Origin of the sequence: Paraburkholderia sp. UYCP14C (assembly GCF_004197395.1) — a bacterium.
GTDB lineage: Bacteria > Pseudomonadota > Gammaproteobacteria > Burkholderiales > Burkholderiaceae > Paraburkholderia.
Genome location: NZ_SELS01000026.1, coordinates 48,922 through 67,205, shown reverse-complemented (window position 1 = coordinate 67,205; position 18,284 = coordinate 48,922). Strand labels below are relative to the sequence as shown.

The following is an 18,284-nucleotide window of genomic DNA, read 5'->3' as shown; positions in this document are numbered from 1 at the left end:
GCCGCGAAAACGCTAGCAATGGATTGTCGATTGCATAGCGCGCCGCGTGGATAGGCCAGGCATGAGGTCACGGCGCACGGAAGAAGCGTCGTTGGGCGACGCCTTCGGTGCTGGAAATCGATGCCATGGCTAGCGGAATCCGGCTATGTCACGCAGGCACTGCGGTTAGGCCGCGCACATCAGGAAGCCGGCTCGGCATTGCTTATACGAATTGCTTGGTTGGGTGAGCCAGGGGCGGTCCATACAATAAAACGGGATTTCTTCTCCGAAATATCGAGGCGCGCGGCAAGCTGCTCGTCGGTGTGGTGCTCGACGGCAAGAATGGCACGCTCGATCCGGCGATGCGCCAACCCATCGGCTACAACGTCGGACTGGCCCAGAGCCTCGCGGGTCATCTCGGCGTGAAGTTCGAGGCGGTTGAAGTTACGCCGGGAATTCAGTCGCGCCTTGTGAGTGCGTCGGGAAGCGCGATATTCCCGCGGTGGTGCGACGGATCAGCCGCGACCTTTTTCTCGCCGATATCGATTTGCACGCACGGCGGCTCGCTGCGGACGTGCCCGCCGAATTCAATGAATCCGTGTATGCGGCGAGCGTCTGGCGCCGGGAGACGTCGAGCGCGTGAAGAGAGAGCACCAGTCATGGATTGTCTATTGCGTAATCCGGTAGCCGGACAGGCAGTCTGTCTTCATAGCATCCGGGTGAATAACCTAAGCGCTAAACGGTTGTTATCGTCGCACAGAGGTGTCCCTTTACTGACACGCCAGTACAGGCATGTCGTGATAATGATCAGGATGACGAATTACCAATCCGCGCGTATTGGTCGCGGCCGCATCGCCGATTTGCCCACGGTGCGGCGGCGCGCCGCGCAGGCCGCAACCCAGGAGAGCAACGATGAGTGCAGCCCCCTTTGCAAACGAAGCCGGACTCCAGATCAGTCCGCTATCCGCGCATATCGGCGCGGAGATCAGCGGGGTCGATCTGACGCGGCCCCTCGAGCAAAAACAGATTCAAGCGATTCGCGCCGCGTTGCTGAAGTGGCGCGTCGTGTTCTTTCGGGAGCAGTTTCTGAGCCACGAGCAGCACGTCGCCTTTTCCACGCAATTCGGCGAACTGACGGTCGGGCATCCGGTGTTCGGCCATGTCGAAGGCCATCCGCAAATCTACTCGATTTCGAAGTTCCGCAAGGCGACGCGCTTCGAAGGACAGCCCTTGTTGCGGCCTTGGACCGGCTGGCACACAGACGTGACGGCAGCCGTCAACCCGCCGTTCGCGTCGATTCTGCGTGGTGTCACGATTCCGCCGTACGGCGGCGACACGCAATGGACCAACCTCGTCGTCGCCTATGAAAAGCTGTCCGAGCCGCTGCGCAAGTTCGTCGACGCTCTGCGCGGTGTGCATCGTTTCGCGCCGCCGCAAGGCGCGAGAGGTACCGAAGCATCTGCGTCCGCGGTCGAGCAGCATGCGCTCGTTAGCGAGCATCCGCTCGTGCGCGTGCATCCTGAGACCGGCGAGCGCGCGCTCTATGTGAGCCCCGGATTTCTGAAGCAGATCGCCGGCGTTACGCCGCGCGAAAGTCAGGTGCTGCTCGAACTGCTGTGGGAACACGTCACGCGACCGGAGTTCACAGTGCGCTTCAGATGGGAAGCGGGCAGCGTGGCGTTCTGGGACAACCGCACGACCGCGCATCTCGCGCCGACCGACATTTTCGATCTCGACTTCGACCGCCAGTTGTATCGCACGACGCTGGTCGGCGATGTGCCGGTCGGACCGGATGGGCGGCCGTCAGTGTCGCTCGAAGGTTCGCCGGTGGGAGCGGCCGCAGCCATTGCTCTGAACTGAACGAGGCCGCCCATCGGGCGGTCCGGTTCGGTTGCCCGCGCGCCGCGCAGCCCGCTGAGGTCGCGCTCAGAGCGCGAAACGGCCTTCCGCGACGATCGTCGGCAGCGGATTGCGCGGGCTTGGCGTCTCGCGTTTTTGCAGCGCTTCCGGCAACGAAGCCTTGTCGCCGGCGCGACCGATGGCGACGGCCGCTTCGATCGCATATTCCTCGGGGATCGCAAGCTCCGCGCGGATATGCTCGCGCTCGATGCCGGCAAGGCCGTGTGCCTTCCACCCCGACAGGCTCGCCTGCAGCGCGAAATAACCCCACGCGGCGCCTGTATCGAACGAATGCGACGCGAGCGGCGCTTCCGTCGCCGCACCCGGCGGCGTGAACGTGCGTTTCGACAGCACGATCAGGATCGCGGCCGCATGCTGCGCCCAACCGCGGTTGAACTCGTTCAGAAAGCCCAGGAAACGCGTCCAGTGCTCCGTGTCGCGACGCGCGTAGACGAACCTCCATGGCTGCGAGTTATACGACGAGGGCGCCCAGCGGGCCGCTTCGAGAAATGTCAGTAAAGTCGATTCGGGAATCGTGTCCTGCGTGAACGCACGCGGCGACCAGCGCTCGAGGAATTGCCTGTCGATCGGATGCTCGGCTGTACGGGAGTTCGATGCGGTCATGTCTGTGCCATTGAGAAGAGGACGAGGTGCGACGCATTTGGGCATGCGCGCGCCAGATTGAGCACCTTAAGTCGCGGCAAACGTAACTCCAACCAATGTTTGCGCATATGAAAAGCACTTGACGGGAGGACGCGATTCGTCGGCACCGCCAGACCCACATTGCATCCGCGGCGCAAAGCATTGCAGAAATGCTTGTTTGTGCAAGTGCGCGCCGCTGACTAGATTCGATGAATGCCACGAGCAGGAGGGCACATGATGTCAATGAATCTTGCATCGTTCTATCGGCGGGCCGTGTTCCGCCCCTTCGAAGCCGTGTGGCAGCGGGTCCATCGAGGCCGGCGCCACGCCACGGCCCGCGCGTGCAACGCCAATAGCGGCTCTCGCAATGATCCCGAGCGCCTCGAGCGGATTGCGACTTACGCGCGCGCGGGATATTTCAACATGGGCTACACGCTCGAATCATTTCACGTGATCGCGGAAATCTCGACGGATTGACGGACTGAGCCGATGGAGCGCAATCAATGAGCGATATCGTCGTCGAACGGCCGGCGGTGGTGGAAGCCGACCTGAACTATCTCGTCGCCAATGGCCTGAAGCCCGCCACCTACGCATACGAGCCGCCACCGGGCGTACCGCTGCGCAGCGGCGTCTATCGGACCGAGCGTGTGAAGATCGCCAACGCGCGCGTGAATCCGCCGCCCGGCGGTCTGTCGCTCGATCGCAACGGCTTCGAGCTGCATCGGCACACCAGCGCGCTTGTCGACTTCGCCGATGCAGCCGCGATCGAACGCATCTACTATCCGGAATCCGAAGCATCGCTGAAGCGCTGGACGGGGGCGAAGCGTGCCGTCATTTTCGATCACACGCTGCGCGATGGCCGCACGACGCGTGCGAACGGGGTGCGCGAGCCTGTCAAGTACATTCATAACGATCAGACCTTCGTGTCGGGACCGCGCCGCGTGCGCGATCATCTGCCGCCGCACGAGGCCGAGCAGTTGCTGAAGGGCCGGGTGGCGATCGTCAACCTGTGGCGGCCGATAGGCTGGCCGGTCGAAACCTCGCCGCTCGCGTTGTGCGACGCACGCAGCATCGCGCTCAACGACCTCGTGCCGTCCGATCTGATCTACCCGGACAAGGTCGGCGAGACCTACGCGTTCGTGTTCGATCCGCACCACCGCTGGTACTACTTCCCGCGGATGGCGCCCGATGAAGTGCTGCTGCTGAAAATCTACGATTCGGCGGGAGACGGCGTTGCACGCCTGACTGCACACACCGCGTTCGATGATCCGACGTCGCCGCCCGACGCGCCGCCGCGTCGCAGTATCGAGTTGCGCTCGCTGCTGTTTTTCTGAGTCTTCGCGCCATATCGCGGGCCGTCATAACCATAGTCGCAATCGGCTTTGAAGGGCGCAGGAACACTGCCTATACTCGGGCGCTTGTCGATCAACCCAGGCCGCCTGCGCGGCACGAGCATGCCGCGAAATTCAAATATCGCCAGCGATGCGAATGGCGCTTCGAAACCCGCGTCGCCGCGTCGGCGTCTGCTGGGCGGTCTCGCGCTGTCCGCACTGGCCGCGCCGAGTCTGAAGGCCGCGACGCTGCTAAAGCCGCTGAGCGTCGATCCGTGGACGCAAACACCCGGCGCGCCGATTCTCGAACACCCGTACGGACTGCCGTCGCCGCATGAAGCGAATGTGATTCGCCGTGCCGCGCGAGCGTGGCCGATGCCGGGCGCCGCATCGTCGTTGACGCCGCTCGCGGATTTGCACGGCTCGATCACGCCGAACGGGCTGGTCTACGAGCGGCATCACGCCGGGGTGCCCGACATCGACCCCGATGCGCATCGGCTCGTGATTCACGGTCTCGTGCGCGAGCCGAAGCTATTCACGATCGACGATCTGCTTCGATTGCCATCGGAGTCGCGCATTCATTTTCTCGAATGCTCGGGCAACACGGCGAGCGAGTGGAAAGGGCCGAGCGGGCTGCCCGTGCAGATCACGCACGGTCTGCTGTCGTGCTGCGAGTGGACCGGCGTCAGGCTGTCGACGCTGCTCGAAGCAGTCGGCGGACGCACGGCGGCGAGCGACGGCGGCACACCCCGATGGCTGCTCGCCGAAGGCGGCGACGCTGCCGCCATGACGCGCAGTCTGCCGCTCGAACGGATTCTCGAGCGCGCGCTTGTCGTCTATGCGCAAAACGGCGAACGCCTGCGTCCCGAGAACGGCTATCCGCTGCGCCTGATCGTGCCGGGCTTCGAGGGCAATACCAACGTGAAATGGCTGCGGCGGCTGAAGATCGTCGAAGCGCCGTTGCAGACGCGCGAGGAAACCTCGAAGTACACGGGCATCCTGCCCGACGGGCGCGCGCGCCAGTTCGTGTTCGAGATGGATGCGAAGTCGGTGATCACGCGACCGTCCGCCGGACAGCGGCTGACCGTGCGGGGCTTCTATCCGGTCGTCGGGCTCGCGTGGTCGGGACGAGGAGCGATCCGCAAGGTCGAGGTATCGACCGATGGCGGCGCGACGTGGCAGGCCGCGGTGCTCGATGAGCCTGCGCGAGATCGCGCGTTAACGCGCTTCCAGGCTGGCTTCGTCTGGAATGGTGCGCCGGGTGCGATCCTGTCGCGCGCGACGGATTCGACCGGCTACGTGCAACCGACGCGCGAGGCCCTCGTCGCGGCGCGTGGATTGAACTCGTACTATCACTACAACGGCATTCAGCAGTGGCGCATCGATGCGGATGGGAGTGTGAAAAATGCGTGAGCCTGTCTGGCTCGTTGCCTCGGGACCCGGAATGATGCGCGGCCTGCTGGCGGTGGTCGTTGCCATCAGCTTGCTCACTGGCTGCTCCTCGTCGTTCGACGCAACGCGCGATGCGCAGTCCACGGCCGCGCAAGCGCGCTGGCACTTATCCGTCGACGCGATCGGCAAACCCATCACCGAAACCTATCTGAGTGCCTGGAATATCGACGTCGCGCCGGACGGCCACGGCCTGCCCAATGGCAGCGGCGACGTCGCAACGGGGGGCCGCATTTTCGCGGCGAAGTGCGCGGCCTGTCACGGCGCGAATGGTGAGGGACTGATTGGTGATCAGTTGATCGGCGGCGCGGGTACGCTTGCGAGCCCGAATCCGAAACGTACAGTGGGCAGCTACTGGCCTTATGCGACGACGCTGTTCGACTATATCCGCCGGGCGATGCCGTACAACGCGCCGCAGTCGCTGAGCGCCGATGAGGTGTACGCGCTCAGCGCGTGGATCTTGAACCGCAATGGCATCGTGCCGGACGATGCGCGTCTAGATGCTCAGTCGCTGGCCGCCATCCGTATGCCCAACCGCGATGGCTTCGTGGCGGACCCACGGCCGGGCAGACTTTGACCGGCGTCTGACCGGCCGGCGCGCTGATGGTCCCGCTCGCGGGTGGCGTCGTCTTCAGGAAGCGGCCGCCGCGAGTTCGCCGCGCTCCGGCGTTTTCTGCGTGTAGCGATTGACCGGACGCGGCAGTCCCAGATGCTCACGCAGCGTCCGACCCGTGTACTCGGTGCGAAAAAGTCCGCGTCGCTGCAATTCCGGCACCACGGTATCAGCGAACTCGCTGAGCCCGCCCGGCAGCCACGGCGACATGATGTTGAAGCCGTCCGCGCCTTCCTCTTCGAACCATTGCTGCAACTGGTCCGCGATGCTCTCAGGCGTGCCGATCACCTGCTGATGTCCGCGTGCGCCCGCGATGCGCAGATACAGATCGCGGATCGTCAGATTGTCGCGCCGTGCGAGGTCGAGCAGCAGCCGTTGCCGGCTCTTGCCGCCATTGGTTTCGGGCAGCTCCGGCACGGGTCCGTCGACCGGATACTGCGACAGGTCGATGCCACCCGACATGTTCGACAGCAACGCGAGGCCGACTACCGGATCGATCAGCTCCTGCAACGCGTCGAACTTGTCGCGCGCTTCCTGCTGTGTCTTGCCGATCACCGGGAAGATGCCGGGCATGATCCTCAGGTGCTCGGGCGAGCGTCCGTAGCGCGGGAGCCGTCCTTTGACGTCGCGATAGAACTGCTGCGCTTCGTCGAGCGTCTGATGCGCGACGAAAATCGCTTCGGCCGTTTGCGCGGCCAGTTCGCGCCCAGCTTCCGACGCGCCCGCCTGCACGACGACCGGCCAGCCCTGCGGCGAGCGCGCGACGTTCAGCGGTCCGCGCACGCTGAAGTGCTTGCCGCGATGGCCGAGCACGTGCAGCTTGTCGGCATCGAAATAGACGCCGCTCGCCTTGTCGCGCACGAATGCATCGTCTTCCCAGCTGTCCCATAGACCCGCGACCACGTCGTAGAACTCTTTCGCGCGCTCGTAGCGCACTGCGTGATCGAGGTGTTGGTCGCGGCTGAAGTTGTGCGCCTCCGTTTCCGTGCTCGACGTGACGAGGTTCCAGCCCGAACGGCCACCGCTCAGATGATCGAGTGACGCGAATTTGCGCGCGACGTTGTAGGGCTCGTTGAAGCTCGTCGACACGGTCGCGATCAGCCCGATGCGATCCGTCACGACCGACAGTGCGGACAGCAGCGTCAGCGGCTCGAAGTGATCGGCGCGCGCAGTGCGCGACAGCGATGGCAGATGCGTGTCTCTCACGCTGACGCTGTCCGCGAAAAAGATCGCGTCGAACTTCGCGCGCTCGGCGATGCGTGCGAGTTGCGCGTAGTGCGCGAAGTCGAGGCCACCCGCCGCATGCGTGTCGGGATGACGCCACGCGGCGATATGATGGCCCGTCTCCATCAGGAAGGCGCCGAGGCTCATCTGTCGTTGGTGTTGTGATGCTGCGCTCACAGCTCGCTCCTTGTGATGGACGTTGGGGAAAGATGGTCTTGATCGGCGCGGAGGTCAGCCGGCGGTTTCGGTGCGCTCGGAAAAATCCGCGAGGATCTGCTCGCGCAACCGCACGAAACGCGGGTCGTTGCGCTCGCGCGGCCGCGGCAAGCCGACCTGGGTGATACGCTTGATGCGGCCGGGGCGCGGCGCCATCGTGACCACGCGATCGCCGAGATGGATCGCTTCGTCGACGTCGTGCGTGACGAGGATCATCGTGATGCGTTCGCTCTCCCAGATCCGTTGCAGCTCGTTTTGCAGACGCGCGCGCGTGAGGGCGTCGAGCGCGCCGAACGGTTCGTCGAGCAACAGCACGCGCGGGCGATTCACGAGTCCGCGCGCGATCGCCACGCGCTGCGCCATGCCCCCGGAGAGCTGATGCGGATACGCATGTTCGAAGCCTTGCAGGCCGACGAGCGCGACATGCTCGGCCACCGCGTCGCGCTTCTGCTGCGGCGAGAGCGGCGCGTTGCGCAGCGCGGCGAGGATGTTCTGCGACGCTGTGAGCCACGGAAACAGCCGGTGATCCTGAAACACGATGCCGCGTTCGAGCGACGTATCGCGTACACGCTCGCCATCGACGCTGATATCGCCGCGATAGTCGGTGTCGAGCCCGGCGACGAGCCGCAGCAGCGTCGACTTGCCGCAGCCGCTCGCGCCGAGCACGCTGATGAATTCGCCGGCCGCGATGTCGAGCGAGATGTCGTCGAGCACGAGCAGGTCGTCGTCCGTGTCGCGTTGCCGCGCGTAGCGCTTGCTGACGCCGCGAATGCGGATGCCTTCGGAAACCGTGGTGGTCATGGGTTCGCTTCCTGTTGATGAGCCGCTTGACTGATGAGCCGCTCAAGCGACGGCGCGTTCGCGCGGCGCACCGCTGCGGCGCGCCATCACGCGTCGCTCGACGCCGCGGGCGAGCGCATTGAGTGCCCAGCCGGTCAGTCCGACGACGATGATGCCGAACAGCACGAGGTCCATCCGGAACTGCTCGCTGCCGTCGATCAGCGTGTTGCCGATGCCGCTGCCCGCGACCAGCAGATACTCTGCACCGAGCGTCGCGAGCCACGAATAGATGAGCCCCAGATAGACGCCGGTAAAGATCGTCGGCAATGCCGCGGGGAGGATCACGTAGCGGATCAGCTGAATGCGCGAGTAGCGCAACGCGCGCGCGACCTCGACATAGCGGCGCGGCACCGCGTGGATACCGTCGCAGGTATGGGCCGCGACGGGCAGCAACGCCGCGAGCGACAGGAACACGACTTTCGCCATATCGCCGAGCCCGAACCAGACGGAGATCAGCGGGATCCACGCGAACAGCGAGATCTGCTTGAACGTATCGAACGTAGGCCCGATCAGCCGTGTCGCGAGGCGCGAGAGTCCGAGCGCCGAGCCGAGTACCAGGCCACCTATGGTGCCGATTACGAGACCGCTCGCCTCGCGCGCCAGCGAAGCCGACAGCGCGCGCAGCAACGCACCGCTCTCGATTTGCTGCCACGCGGTATGCGCGACATCGGCGGGGCTCACGAGCAGGCCGCTCTTGACGAGGTGCAACGCGGAGACGAGCCACCACAGCGCGAACACTGCGAGCGGCAGGACGAGCCCGCGCCAGTTGAAGGCGCTCAGACGGCTCCTGAGCGCTGCTATGCGGGTCGGGCGGGCAGGGGTGTCGCAACCGCATGGCGGTGGAGTGCTTCGCCGAGGCTCGAAGAAGCGGCGCAGCGCCTCGCAGGCAGGAGTGAGTGACATGACCGAGTCCCGAAACGGAGGCGCCTACTCGCGAAACGCCGAAGGTTGGCCGCGTCGCAGCCGCGCTTCGAGCGCATCGAGCAGACGGTTGATCGCAAAGCCGATCGCGCCGACCATCACGACGGACGCCATGACCAGATCGAGTTGAAAGAGCTGTCGGCCATTCACGATCAGATAGCCGAGCCCTTCCGAGGACGCCACCAGTTCGACGACGACCAGCGCGAGCCACGCTTTCGTGAATGCGAGCCGCACGCCGGTGGCGAGCGTCGGCACGGCGGCGGGCAGCACCACGTAGACGATGCGCTGCCAGCGGCCATAACCGAACACGCGCGCGACTTCATCGAAGGTGGCGGGTGTCTGGCGAAAGCCCTGCATCGTGCTCAGCGTGACGGGCACGAGCGCGGCATGCGCGATCAGGATGTACTTGAGCGGCTCGCCGACACCGACGAGCAGCAGCAGAAACGGCAGCCAGCCAAGCACGGGAATCTGCACGAGCGCATTGAAGCCGGGCAGAACGTACGATTCGACCGTGGGCGACAGACCGAGCGCCGCGCCGATCACGAGCCCCGCCAGCGTGCCCGCGCCGAAACCCAGCAGCACGCGCTGCAGACTCACGAACGTGTGATGAGCCAGGTCGCCGCTGCGCGCGAGGTCGCACAGCGTGTCGAACACCATCTGCGGGGGCGGCAGGATTTGCGGCGCGATCCAGCCACGTTCGCAACCGATGCTCCACAGCGCGAACAGCGCGGCGGGCAGCAGCCACGGCGCGAGATGCCAGCCGACGGCCCGCGCGCGCCGCCGCAGATTCGTCTTCGCTTTCGCCTTCGCTTCGTTCGCGATGCGCGCCGGCGCGCGCGCCGCGGCGGGGGACCATTCGCCAAGCACCTTGCTCATCGTCGATCTCCGGTCAGCCGAGGGGTTTGCCTTGCGCGTCGTAGCGCGTCCAGTAGTGGTCGAGAGACTGGCTGTGCAACGCGTTGTCGAGATAGCGCGGCTCGAACCAGCCGTCGACCTCGACGGGCAGGCGGATCAGCTTTAGCTTCAACGCGTCTCCCGCCACGGCCTTGTAGCGCGCGACGATGAACGGATCGATCAACGGCGAGTTGCGCGACTTCAGCGTCTGGTTCGCGAACTCGGCCTGCCACGACGCGTAGCTGACGCCGCTCTTCGCCCAGAGCTTGAACAGCGCATCGCGGTTCGCTTCATCGGACGACCATTGCGCGCCTTTGACGAACTGGTTGACGACCCGTTGCACGATGTCGGGATGCGCGCGATCGAAATCGTCGAGCACGAGCAGGTGCGATTGCCGCGTGAACTGCGGACCGGCCGTCTGCGACTCGTAGACGATCTTCGCGAGACCCTGATCGCGCAGCTTGTAGAGGTGATAGTCATTGACCGACGCGTCGATGCCTTTCGACGAGAGGGCCGCGAGCGCGCTGGCCGAATCGAGATTGATCACGCGCAGGTCGCGCTCGTCGAGCTGGTTGGCCGCGAGCACGTTGTCGGCGACGAGCTGCAGGTTGGTGCCGCGAAAAATCGACACGCGACGGCCTTTCAGATCCTTGATGTTCTGTACGGGCGAGTCGGGCGGCACGGCGAACTTCACGCCGACACGCACGCCCGATTCGAGCAGGATGCGCGTCTTCAATCCGTTTGCGCGGCCGAGCACGGACGGCAGATCGCCCTGAAACGCGAAGTCGAGCGACTTGTCGGCGATCGCTTCGTTGACGGCGGGTCCCGCGCCCTTGAAGAACAGCCATTCGACCTTGATGCCGTCGGCGGCGAATTCTTTTTCGAGCAGCTGAAGCTGTTGCACCGTGGCGGCGGGCGAGCCGCCGAAGGTCGGCGGGTCGCCCGCGCCTTGCTGCGCGACGCCGATGCGGATCACAGTGGGTTTGTCGGCGTGGGCTTGGGGCACCATGGATGCCAGTGCGGCGGCGACCAATGCGGACCTCAGCAGGCCGACGGTACGCAGAAGGTTTCGCGAGATTCGATTTGCCATGGGACAGGACGATGCGCAGCGCGGCGTGGTCGTGGAGCGCTCATTCTTGTCGACGTGCTGGCTCAGGACAAGGAAGCATTGCAGCTATGGATATGCGCGGCCGTGCTTTCCCGTTTCCACAAGGAGGCGCTGGACGGGACGGATGCGTGTCGCAGCGCGGCTTGAGGACCTTCGATAGCGAAGATGATCGTTGGGGCGGATTTCGTTTCCGCATGCGCGCCGGAGCACTGATCAAGCGGCTGAAACTTCTGGAATTGCTATTGAAAGATGGTGTGTGGTCAGCTCACGAGGGATGGCCGTCCTTGAGGCTGAACCATGCACCTGACGGCAGACGGGGCCGCCCGTCGATCGGCAATGCGCCAAACTATCGCAATCGGGCACCCATCTGTGCCGCCAGGAAGCCCGGCTCAGATATCGACGCGCGCTGTGCCTGTATCAGACGCCGGAGATATCGCTCATCGGACTGTCTGCGCTGGATCAGAATTATGCCGACGCAGCATTGCTGCCCAGCGTAGTGCCGCGGCGGGCCGGACACGCTGCACATCATCAGCCAGTAATCAGCCCGCTGTCCGGTACAACTCATGGGGCACTCGTCGCTGCAATCTGGGCGCCTGAATGTGCGATTGAGGGCTTCTGCGTCTGAAGCGTTTCCGGATTCCAGCCGCCACCGAGTGCCTTGAACGTCGCAATCGCTGCGCGAGCGGATTCCGTCTGCGCCTGCACCCTCGCGTCCGAAGCCTGCAGCAGGGTCTCATCGGCGTGCAGCACCTCGATAAAGCTCGCGGCGCCCCCGCGGTATGCCGCCATCGAGGAATCCCTTGCTTTCGTCAACGACGATTCTGCGTGCGACAGGGTGGCGGCCTGGGCCTCCCGGTTCACGAGCGACGAGAGCGAATTTTCGATATCCTCGGTGGCGCGAAGAGCCGTCTGGCGATACGCCGCAAGAGCTTCCGCGTCCGCGCCTTTCGCCTCATTCACGTCGGCGTTAATACGCCCGAAGTCAAACAGGCGCCAGCGCAACCCGACGAGGCCTGCCATCTGGCTGGCGCCGCCAGTAAACAGTGTGCCGGCCGCCGCCGAGGTCGCACTGCCCAGGAATGCATTCAGCGAGACAGTCGGATAGTACTCGCTGATTGCCGCGCCGATGCGGGCGTTGGACGCCGCCAGGTGTCGCTCTGCGGCGATGAGATCGGGGCGCCGTTGCAGCAGATCTGCCGGTGTTCCCATGTCGGAAATGGAAGGAGCAGCGGGGATTGAACCCGCGTCCGTGAGCTCTGCCCTGTGTGTACCCACAGGGGAGCCCAGCATGACGTCAAGTGCGTTCAATGCCGCATCCAGGCCCGCATTGAGCACCGGCACCGTTGCTTTGACCTGGTCGAGCGATCCTTGCGCCTGCTCGACCTGATAATCGGCCGCAGCGCCCTTCGAGTTAAGGAGCTTCACGTCGGTGAGCAGTTGTTCCTGTGTTTTCACCTGCCGGTTCGCAATATCCAGGCGCGTCTGAAGCCCTCGTATCGTGACGTAGATGTCCGCTGTCTGTGCTGCGACGGCGAGTCGGGTGGCAACAGCGGCCGCCTGGGTGGCCGAATAGTCTGCGAGCGCTGCTTCGCGCTGCCTGCGCAGTCCGCCGAAAATGTCGATCTCCCAACCTGCTTCCAGGTTGACTTCATATTCACTGCCCCAGCGCTTGAAACCGGGCTGCGAGTTGAGAAGCTGACCGACCGGCGTATTGACCGACTGGTAGGCCCTGGTCGCCGAACCGGAAACAGTGGCCGATGGCAGCAACGCCGCGTCAGCGGCACCGAGGCGCGCCCGAGCCTGATCGATTCGCGCGACGGCCTGGGCGAGGTCCAGGTTCTCTGCAAGGGCGAGAGAAACGTAGCGTGTCAGAAGAGGATCGTTGAACTGCTCCCACCAGACGGAGAGGTCAGCCGCAGGGACGGCTGCGCCGGCGTGGATCGTGGGCTGTGTCATATAGGTGGCCGGCATTGGGACGGCCGGCTGGTGGTAGTCAGGGCCTACCGCGCAGGCTGAAAGAACTGCGGCGGCGGACAGCAGGAGAAGAGGGCGGAAAGGTGAAGGCATGATCAACTCGCAAGTGGCAACATTGTGACCAATATACAATATGGTCACTGGTTGTCAACCACTCTTTTAGCCGGTAAGCTTTCGCCATGAACAAGCCCACCCCATCCCCACAGCCGTCCCGTGGCCCCACGGAACATGAAGTTCGCGCCCAGATCGTGGACGCGGCCACGGATTATTTCAGCCGGTACGGTTACGAGAAGACGACCGTTTCGGACCTCGCGAAGGCAATCGGCTTCTCGAAAGCCTATATCTACAAGTTCTTCGATTCGAAGCAGGCGATCGGCGAGGTGATCTGCGCGAACCGGCTCGCGGCCATCATTGCTGCGGTGAACGAAGCCGTCGCCGAGCCGTACAGCGCGACCGAAAAATTTCGCCGTATGTTCAAGGCCTTACTGGCTGCTGGTAGCGAACTCTTTTTCGCGGATCGCAAGCTCTACGATATCGCTGCAGTGGCCGCAACCGAGCCGTGGCCATCCGTCGGAGGGTACGAGGCGCAGATACAGGATCTCCTGAAGCAGATCGTCCTCCAGGGTCGCGAGTCCGGCGAATTTGAGCGCAAGACGCCGCTGGACGAAACGGTGCACGCTATCTTCCTGGTGATGAAGCCGTACTTCAGCCCGCTGCTGTTGCAATACAACCTCGATTCTGCCGACGACGCGACGATGCAGCTTTCAAACCTCGTGCTGCGAAGTCTGGCGCCATGAAAACACTGTTTCGTTTTGTGACTATTGACGTATTTGGTCACTCGCATCAAAATGAGGGCACTTACTCGTCGCAAGGAGAGTCCTCATGTTTTGGCGCCGTTCTGTTGTTTTCACACTGAGCCTGACGTCGATCGCCCTTGCGGCGTGCGGCAACGGGCATGTCTCTGACCCGCGTACCGAGGCCCCGCTCGTACGCACGAGCGTTGTCCAGACCGCCCCGGGAGCGAGCCGCGAGTTCACGGGAGTGGTTGGTGCCCGCGTGCAAAGCGATCTCGGATTCCGGGTTCAGGGAAAAGTCATCAAGCGTCTGGTCGACGCGGGGCAAACGGTCAAGCGCGGTCAGCCTTTGATGCGCATCGACCCAATCGACCTGGGTTTGCAGGCGCGCTCACAACAGCAACTGGTTGACGCCGCGCAGGCTCGAGCCACACAAACCGCGGACGATGAGGCCCGGTACCGGGATCTCGTGGCCGCAGGCGCCGTATCGGCATCGACGTACGAGCAGCTCAAGGCGGCCGCCGATTCCGCGAAAGCCCAGCTCGTTGCCGCCAGGGCGCAGGCTGATCTCGCGAACAACGCATCCGGATACGCCGTCCTCGTGGCGGATGCAGACGGCGTGGTCGTCGAGACGCTGGCTGAGCCGGGCCAGGTGGTCGTCCAGGGTCAGATCGTCGTGCGTCTTGCGCACGCAGGGCCGCGCGAAGCCGTTGTTCAGCTCCCCGAAACACTTCGCCCCGCTGAAGGTTCGATCGCGCAAGCGACGCTCTACGGCGCCGGCAGCAAGAGCGTTCCCGCCACCTTGCGGCAGCTCTCGGACTCCGCTGATCGCCTGACACGCACTTACGAAGCCAGGTATGTCCTTGGTGGCGCGCTTTCCGACGCTCCGCTGGGCGCCACCGTGACTATCGATCTCCCTGGCGACGGCGGAAAGCAGGCCGTCGCTCTGGAAGTTCCGGCGGGCGCGTTGTTTGATCCGGGAACCGGCACGGGCGTCTGGGCGGTTGAAGGATCGCCCGCCCATGCGTCCTGGCATAAGGTTCACATCGCGGCACTGGGCAACGAGACGGCGACCGTCACCGGCGACCTTCACGAAGGCGAACGGGTGGTCGCGCTGGGTGCCCAGCTGATTCACGATGGCGAAACGGTGCGCCTCGCCGATGACGGTATGGCTATGGCTTCGGTCTCGCGGAAAGGAGAGGCGCAATGAGCGGCTTTAACCTCTCGGCCCTCGCCGTTCGCGAGCGCTCTGTCACTCTCTTTCTGATCATCCTGATCTCGATTGCGGGGATCGTCGCCTTCTTCAAACTTGGACGCGCGGAGGACCCGCCCTTTACCGTCAAGTCGATGACGGTCATCACGGCATGGCCCGGCGCCACCGCGCAGGAAATGCAGGACCAGGTCGCCGAACCGCTTGAAAAGCGTATGCAGGAGCTGCGCTGGTACGACCGCACCGAAACGTATACGCGTCCCGGACTGGCATTTACCACGGTGACGTTCCTGGATAGCACGCCGCCCGCCGAGGTTCCTGAGCAGTTCTATCAGGCCCGCAAGAAGCTGTCCGATGAGGCCGCTAATCTGCCCCCCGGCGTGATTGGTCCGCTGGTCAATGATGAGTACTCCGACGTAACCTTTGCGTTGTTCGCGCTGAAAGCGAAAGGGCAACCGGAACGGTTGCTCGTGCGTGACGCCGAGGATCTTCGTCAGCGACTCCTCCACGTGCCGGGGGTCAAGAAAATCAACATCGTCGGCGAACAGGCCGAGCGAATCTACATCTCGTTTTCGCACGACCGTCTCGCGACGCTTGGCGTGACGCCGCAGGATATCTTCGCGGCGCTGAACAGCCAGAACGTCCTGACACCGGCAGGATCGATCGATACGGCTGGGGCGCAGGTTTTCATTCGCGTCGAAGGCGCATTCGACAAGCTGCAGAAAATCCGGAACACCCCGATTGTTGTTCAGGGCCGCACGCTGAAGCTCTCGGACGTCGCCACTGTCGAGCGCGGTTACGAAGATCCGGCCACCTTCGAAATTCGCAACAACGGCGAACCGGCGTTGCTCCTTGGCGTCGTCATGCGAGACGGCTGGAACGGACTGAATCTGGGCCAGGCGCTCGACAGAGAGGTGGCGTCGATCAACACCGGGCTGCCGCTGGGCATGAGTCTCACCAAGGTGACCGACCAGGCCGTCAACATCCATTCGGCTGTCGACGAGTTCATGGTCAAGTTCTTTGTCGCGCTGCTCGTTGTGATGGTAGTGAGCTTCGCCAGCATGGGATGGCGCGTCGGCATCGTCGTGTCGGCAGCGGTGCCGCTGACACTCGCGGGCGTCTTCGTCGTCATGGCTGCGACAGGCAAGAATTTCGACCGTATTACACTTGGCTCGCTGATCCTCGCGCTCGGACTGCTTGTGGACGACGCCATCATCGCCATTGAGATGATGGTCGTGAAGATGGAGGAAGGTTACAGCCGGGTGCAGGCATCGGCTTACGCGTGGAGCCATACAGCCGCGCCAATGCTCTCGGGCACACTGGTCACCGTAGTCGGCTTCATGCCGAATGGCTTTGCCCGCTCCACCGCTGGCGAGTACACCAGCAACATGTTCTGGATCGTGGGCATCGCGCTGATCACTTCATGGATCGTTGCGGTCGTCTTTACACCGTATCTGGGCGTCAAGCTGCTGCCTGAGATTCCAAAGATCGAGGGCGGGCATGAGGCGATCTATAACACCCCGAACTACCAGCGCTTTCGCCAGTTCCTGGTGCGCGTGGTTCAGCGCAAGTGGATGGTCGCCGGGATCGTCATTGCCTCGTTCGTCGTCGCCGTGATGGGAATGAGTGTGGTGAAGAAGCAGTTCTTTCCGACCTCCGATCGCCCGGAAGTTCTCGTGGAGGTGCAGATGCCCTATGGCACGTCCATCGAACAAACGTCCGCGGGGACGGAAAAGGTCGAAGCCTGGCTCGCAAAGCAACCCGAAGCAAAAATCGTGACGGCGTATATCGGGCAGGGCGCCCCGCGCTTCTATCTGGCGATGTCTCCGGAACTTCCGGATCCGTCCTTCGCGAAAATCGTGATACGCACGAATGACGAGAAGCAGCGCGAGGCGCTCAAATTCCGTCTGCGCAAGGCCATTGCGGAGGGTTTGGTGCCTGGAGCGCAGGTTCGCGTCACGCAGCTCGTGTTCGGTCCTTATTCGCCGTATCCCGTTGCGTTTCGCGTCATGGGCACGGACCCGCAAAAATTGCGCGCGATCGCGGCGCAGGTCGAGGGTGTCATGAGTGCCAGTTCGATGATGCGAACGGTCAATACCGACTGGAGCCCGCTCGTTCCGACAGTGCACTTCACCCTGGACCAGGATCGGCTCGGCGCTGTCGGGTTGACGTCGAGTTCGGTCGCGCAGCAGTTGCAGTTTCTCCTGACCGGCATCCCTGTTACGAATGTGCGGGAGGACATCCGCTCTGTGGAAGTCGTCGCGAGGTCGGCAGGTGACACCCGGCTTGATCCGGAGAGAATCAGCGGGTTCACGCTGGTCGGTGCCGCTGGCCAGCGTGTGCCGCTCTCCCAGGTGGGCAAGGTCGATATCCGGATGGAAGATCCGATCCTTCGCCGGCGCGATCGCACGCCGACGATCACCGTGCGCGGCGACATTGCCGAAGGCCTGCAGCCGCCTGATGTATCGAAGGCCATGCTGGCAAACCTGCAACCGGTCATTGCGAAGCTTCCGGCGGGTTACCGGATCGAGGAGGCAGGGGCGACGGAGGAATCGGGCAAGGCGACGAAGGCGCTCGTGCCGCTCTTTCCGATCATGATCGCACTCACGTTGTTGATCATCATCTTCCAGACGCGGTCGATCTCGGCGACCATGATGGTGTTTGCGACCAGTCCGCTCGGGTTGATCGGGGTGGTTCCGACGCTGTTGCTGTTCAATCAGCCATTCGGCATCAATGCGCTGGTGGGGCTCATTGCGCTCTCTGGCATCCTGATGCGCAACACACTGATCCTGATCGGCCAGATCGAGCAGAACACACGGGAAGGCATGACGCCTTTCGATGCGGTGGTGGAGGCGACCGTCCAGCGGTCCAGGCCAGTCATATTGACTGCGCTTGCGGCAATGCTCGCCTTCATCCCGCTCACCCATTCCGTATTCTGGGGCACGTTGGCCTATACCCTGATTGGCGGAACGTTCGCGGGAACGATCATGACGCTGGTGTTCCTGCCCGCGATGTACGCCATCTGGTTCAGGATCAGGCCTGACGCCAGCGAAGCACCGGCCGCTCAGGAGGAGCGTGTAAGCGAGATCGCATAGCCGCTATCGTGCACAGGCCTGCACGCCCCGTGGGCGTGCGGCTAGCCAGGGCACTCTCATTTCCGGAAACTGAATGGATCGAGGCGCAGCAGCAC

16 protein-coding genes are annotated in these 18,284 nt (G+C 63.7%); 8 read left to right on the top strand and 8 right to left on the bottom strand.

All coding sequences use genetic code 11. From position 1 onward, the window contains the following. Positions 1-179 precede the first annotated feature (179 nt). Positions 180-395, bottom strand: a complete 216-nt coding sequence (locus EVC45_RS45720) for a hypothetical protein (protein ID WP_168991518.1) — start codon at positions 393-395, stop codon at positions 180-182. A gap of 496 nt (positions 396-891) precedes the next feature. On the opposite strand from EVC45_RS45720, the gene EVC45_RS23425 reads away from it, so the two are divergent. Beyond that, on the top strand, positions 892-1,839 hold the full coding sequence (locus EVC45_RS23425) for a TauD/TfdA family dioxygenase (protein ID WP_129960608.1): 948 nt from the start codon (positions 892-894) through the stop codon (positions 1,837-1,839). 66 nt (positions 1,840-1,905) lie between these two features. Here the strand turns inward: EVC45_RS23425 and EVC45_RS23420 are convergent, their stop codons facing one another. Continuing rightward, complete coding sequence (locus tag EVC45_RS23420; protein WP_129960607.1) at positions 1,906-2,502, bottom strand: nitroreductase family protein; 597 nt, start codon at positions 2,500-2,502, stop codon at positions 1,906-1,908. A gap of 252 nt (positions 2,503-2,754) precedes the next feature. Here EVC45_RS23420 and EVC45_RS23415 point away from each other — a divergent pair, with 252 nt between their 5' ends. The 4 genes from EVC45_RS23415 (at position 2,755) to EVC45_RS23400 (ending at position 5,877) form a co-directional block, all read left to right on the top strand. After that, entirely contained in the window at positions 2,755-2,997 is a 243-nt protein-coding gene (locus tag EVC45_RS23415; protein WP_248295230.1) for a hypothetical protein, read from the top strand. A gap of 26 nt (positions 2,998-3,023) precedes the next feature. Continuing rightward, positions 3,024-3,854 carry a CmcJ/NvfI family oxidoreductase gene (locus EVC45_RS23410; RefSeq protein WP_129960606.1) on the top strand — a complete coding sequence of 277 codons (831 nt, stop codon included), beginning with the start codon at positions 3,024-3,026 and terminating at the stop codon, positions 3,852-3,854. A 120-nt stretch (positions 3,855-3,974) separates the two neighbouring features. Next, positions 3,975-5,264 carry a sulfite dehydrogenase gene (gene soxC / locus EVC45_RS23405; RefSeq protein WP_129960605.1) on the top strand — a complete coding sequence of 430 codons (1,290 nt, stop codon included), beginning with the start codon at positions 3,975-3,977 and terminating at the stop codon, positions 5,262-5,264. Further along, positions 5,257-5,877 (top strand): c-type cytochrome, encoded by a 621-nt coding sequence (locus EVC45_RS23400; RefSeq protein WP_129960604.1) that lies wholly within the window; start codon positions 5,257-5,259, stop codon positions 5,875-5,877. Before soxC ends, EVC45_RS23400 begins: the two co-directional genes overlap by 8 nt. Positions 5,878-5,931: 54 nt before the next feature. On the opposite strand, the gene EVC45_RS23395 is transcribed toward EVC45_RS23400, so the two are convergent. The 6 genes from EVC45_RS23395 to EVC45_RS23370 all read right to left on the bottom strand — a co-directional run bounded on the left by EVC45_RS23395 (position 5,932) and on the right by EVC45_RS23370 (position 13,183). Beyond that, positions 5,932-7,284 (bottom strand): LLM class flavin-dependent oxidoreductase, encoded by a 1,353-nt coding sequence (locus tag EVC45_RS23395; protein WP_129960654.1) that lies wholly within the window; start codon positions 7,282-7,284, stop codon positions 5,932-5,934. Positions 7,285-7,368: 84 nt separating this feature from the next. Continuing rightward, positions 7,369-8,154, bottom strand: a complete 786-nt coding sequence (locus EVC45_RS23390; protein ID WP_129960603.1) for an ABC transporter ATP-binding protein — start codon at positions 8,152-8,154, stop codon at positions 7,369-7,371. A 42-nt stretch (positions 8,155-8,196) separates the two neighbouring features. Then, on the bottom strand, positions 8,197-9,096 hold the full coding sequence (locus EVC45_RS23385; RefSeq protein WP_248295229.1) for an ABC transporter permease: 900 nt from the start codon (positions 9,094-9,096) through the stop codon (positions 8,197-8,199). Between the two features lie 24 nt (positions 9,097-9,120). After that, entirely contained in the window at positions 9,121-9,990 is an 870-nt protein-coding gene (locus EVC45_RS23380) for an ABC transporter permease (RefSeq protein WP_211193465.1), read from the bottom strand. 13 nt (positions 9,991-10,003) lie between these two features. Then, on the bottom strand, positions 10,004-11,098 hold the full coding sequence (locus EVC45_RS23375; RefSeq protein ID WP_129960602.1) for an ABC transporter substrate-binding protein: 1,095 nt from the start codon (positions 11,096-11,098) through the stop codon (positions 10,004-10,006). A gap of 579 nt (positions 11,099-11,677) precedes the next feature. Further along, positions 11,678-13,183: an efflux transporter outer membrane subunit gene (locus EVC45_RS23370; RefSeq protein ID WP_129960601.1), complete on the bottom strand. Its 1,506-nt coding sequence runs from the start codon at positions 13,181-13,183 to the stop codon at positions 11,678-11,680. Between the two features lie 86 nt (positions 13,184-13,269). On the opposite strand from EVC45_RS23370, the gene EVC45_RS23365 reads away from it, so the two are divergent. The 3 genes from EVC45_RS23365 to EVC45_RS23355 all read left to right on the top strand — a co-directional run bounded on the left by EVC45_RS23365 (position 13,270) and on the right by EVC45_RS23355 (position 18,189). Further along, positions 13,270-13,887 carry a TetR/AcrR family transcriptional regulator gene (locus EVC45_RS23365; protein ID WP_129960600.1) on the top strand — a complete coding sequence of 206 codons (618 nt, stop codon included), beginning with the start codon at positions 13,270-13,272 and terminating at the stop codon, positions 13,885-13,887. Between the two features lie 85 nt (positions 13,888-13,972). Then, positions 13,973-15,094 (top strand): efflux RND transporter periplasmic adaptor subunit, encoded by a 1,122-nt coding sequence (locus EVC45_RS23360; protein ID WP_129960599.1) that lies wholly within the window; start codon positions 13,973-13,975, stop codon positions 15,092-15,094. Next, positions 15,091-18,189 carry an efflux RND transporter permease subunit gene (locus tag EVC45_RS23355; protein ID WP_129960598.1) on the top strand — a complete coding sequence of 1,033 codons (3,099 nt, stop codon included), beginning with the start codon at positions 15,091-15,093 and terminating at the stop codon, positions 18,187-18,189. The genes EVC45_RS23360 and EVC45_RS23355 overlap by 4 nt, the downstream gene beginning before the upstream one ends. The last annotated feature ends 95 nt before the right edge of the window (positions 18,190-18,284 follow it).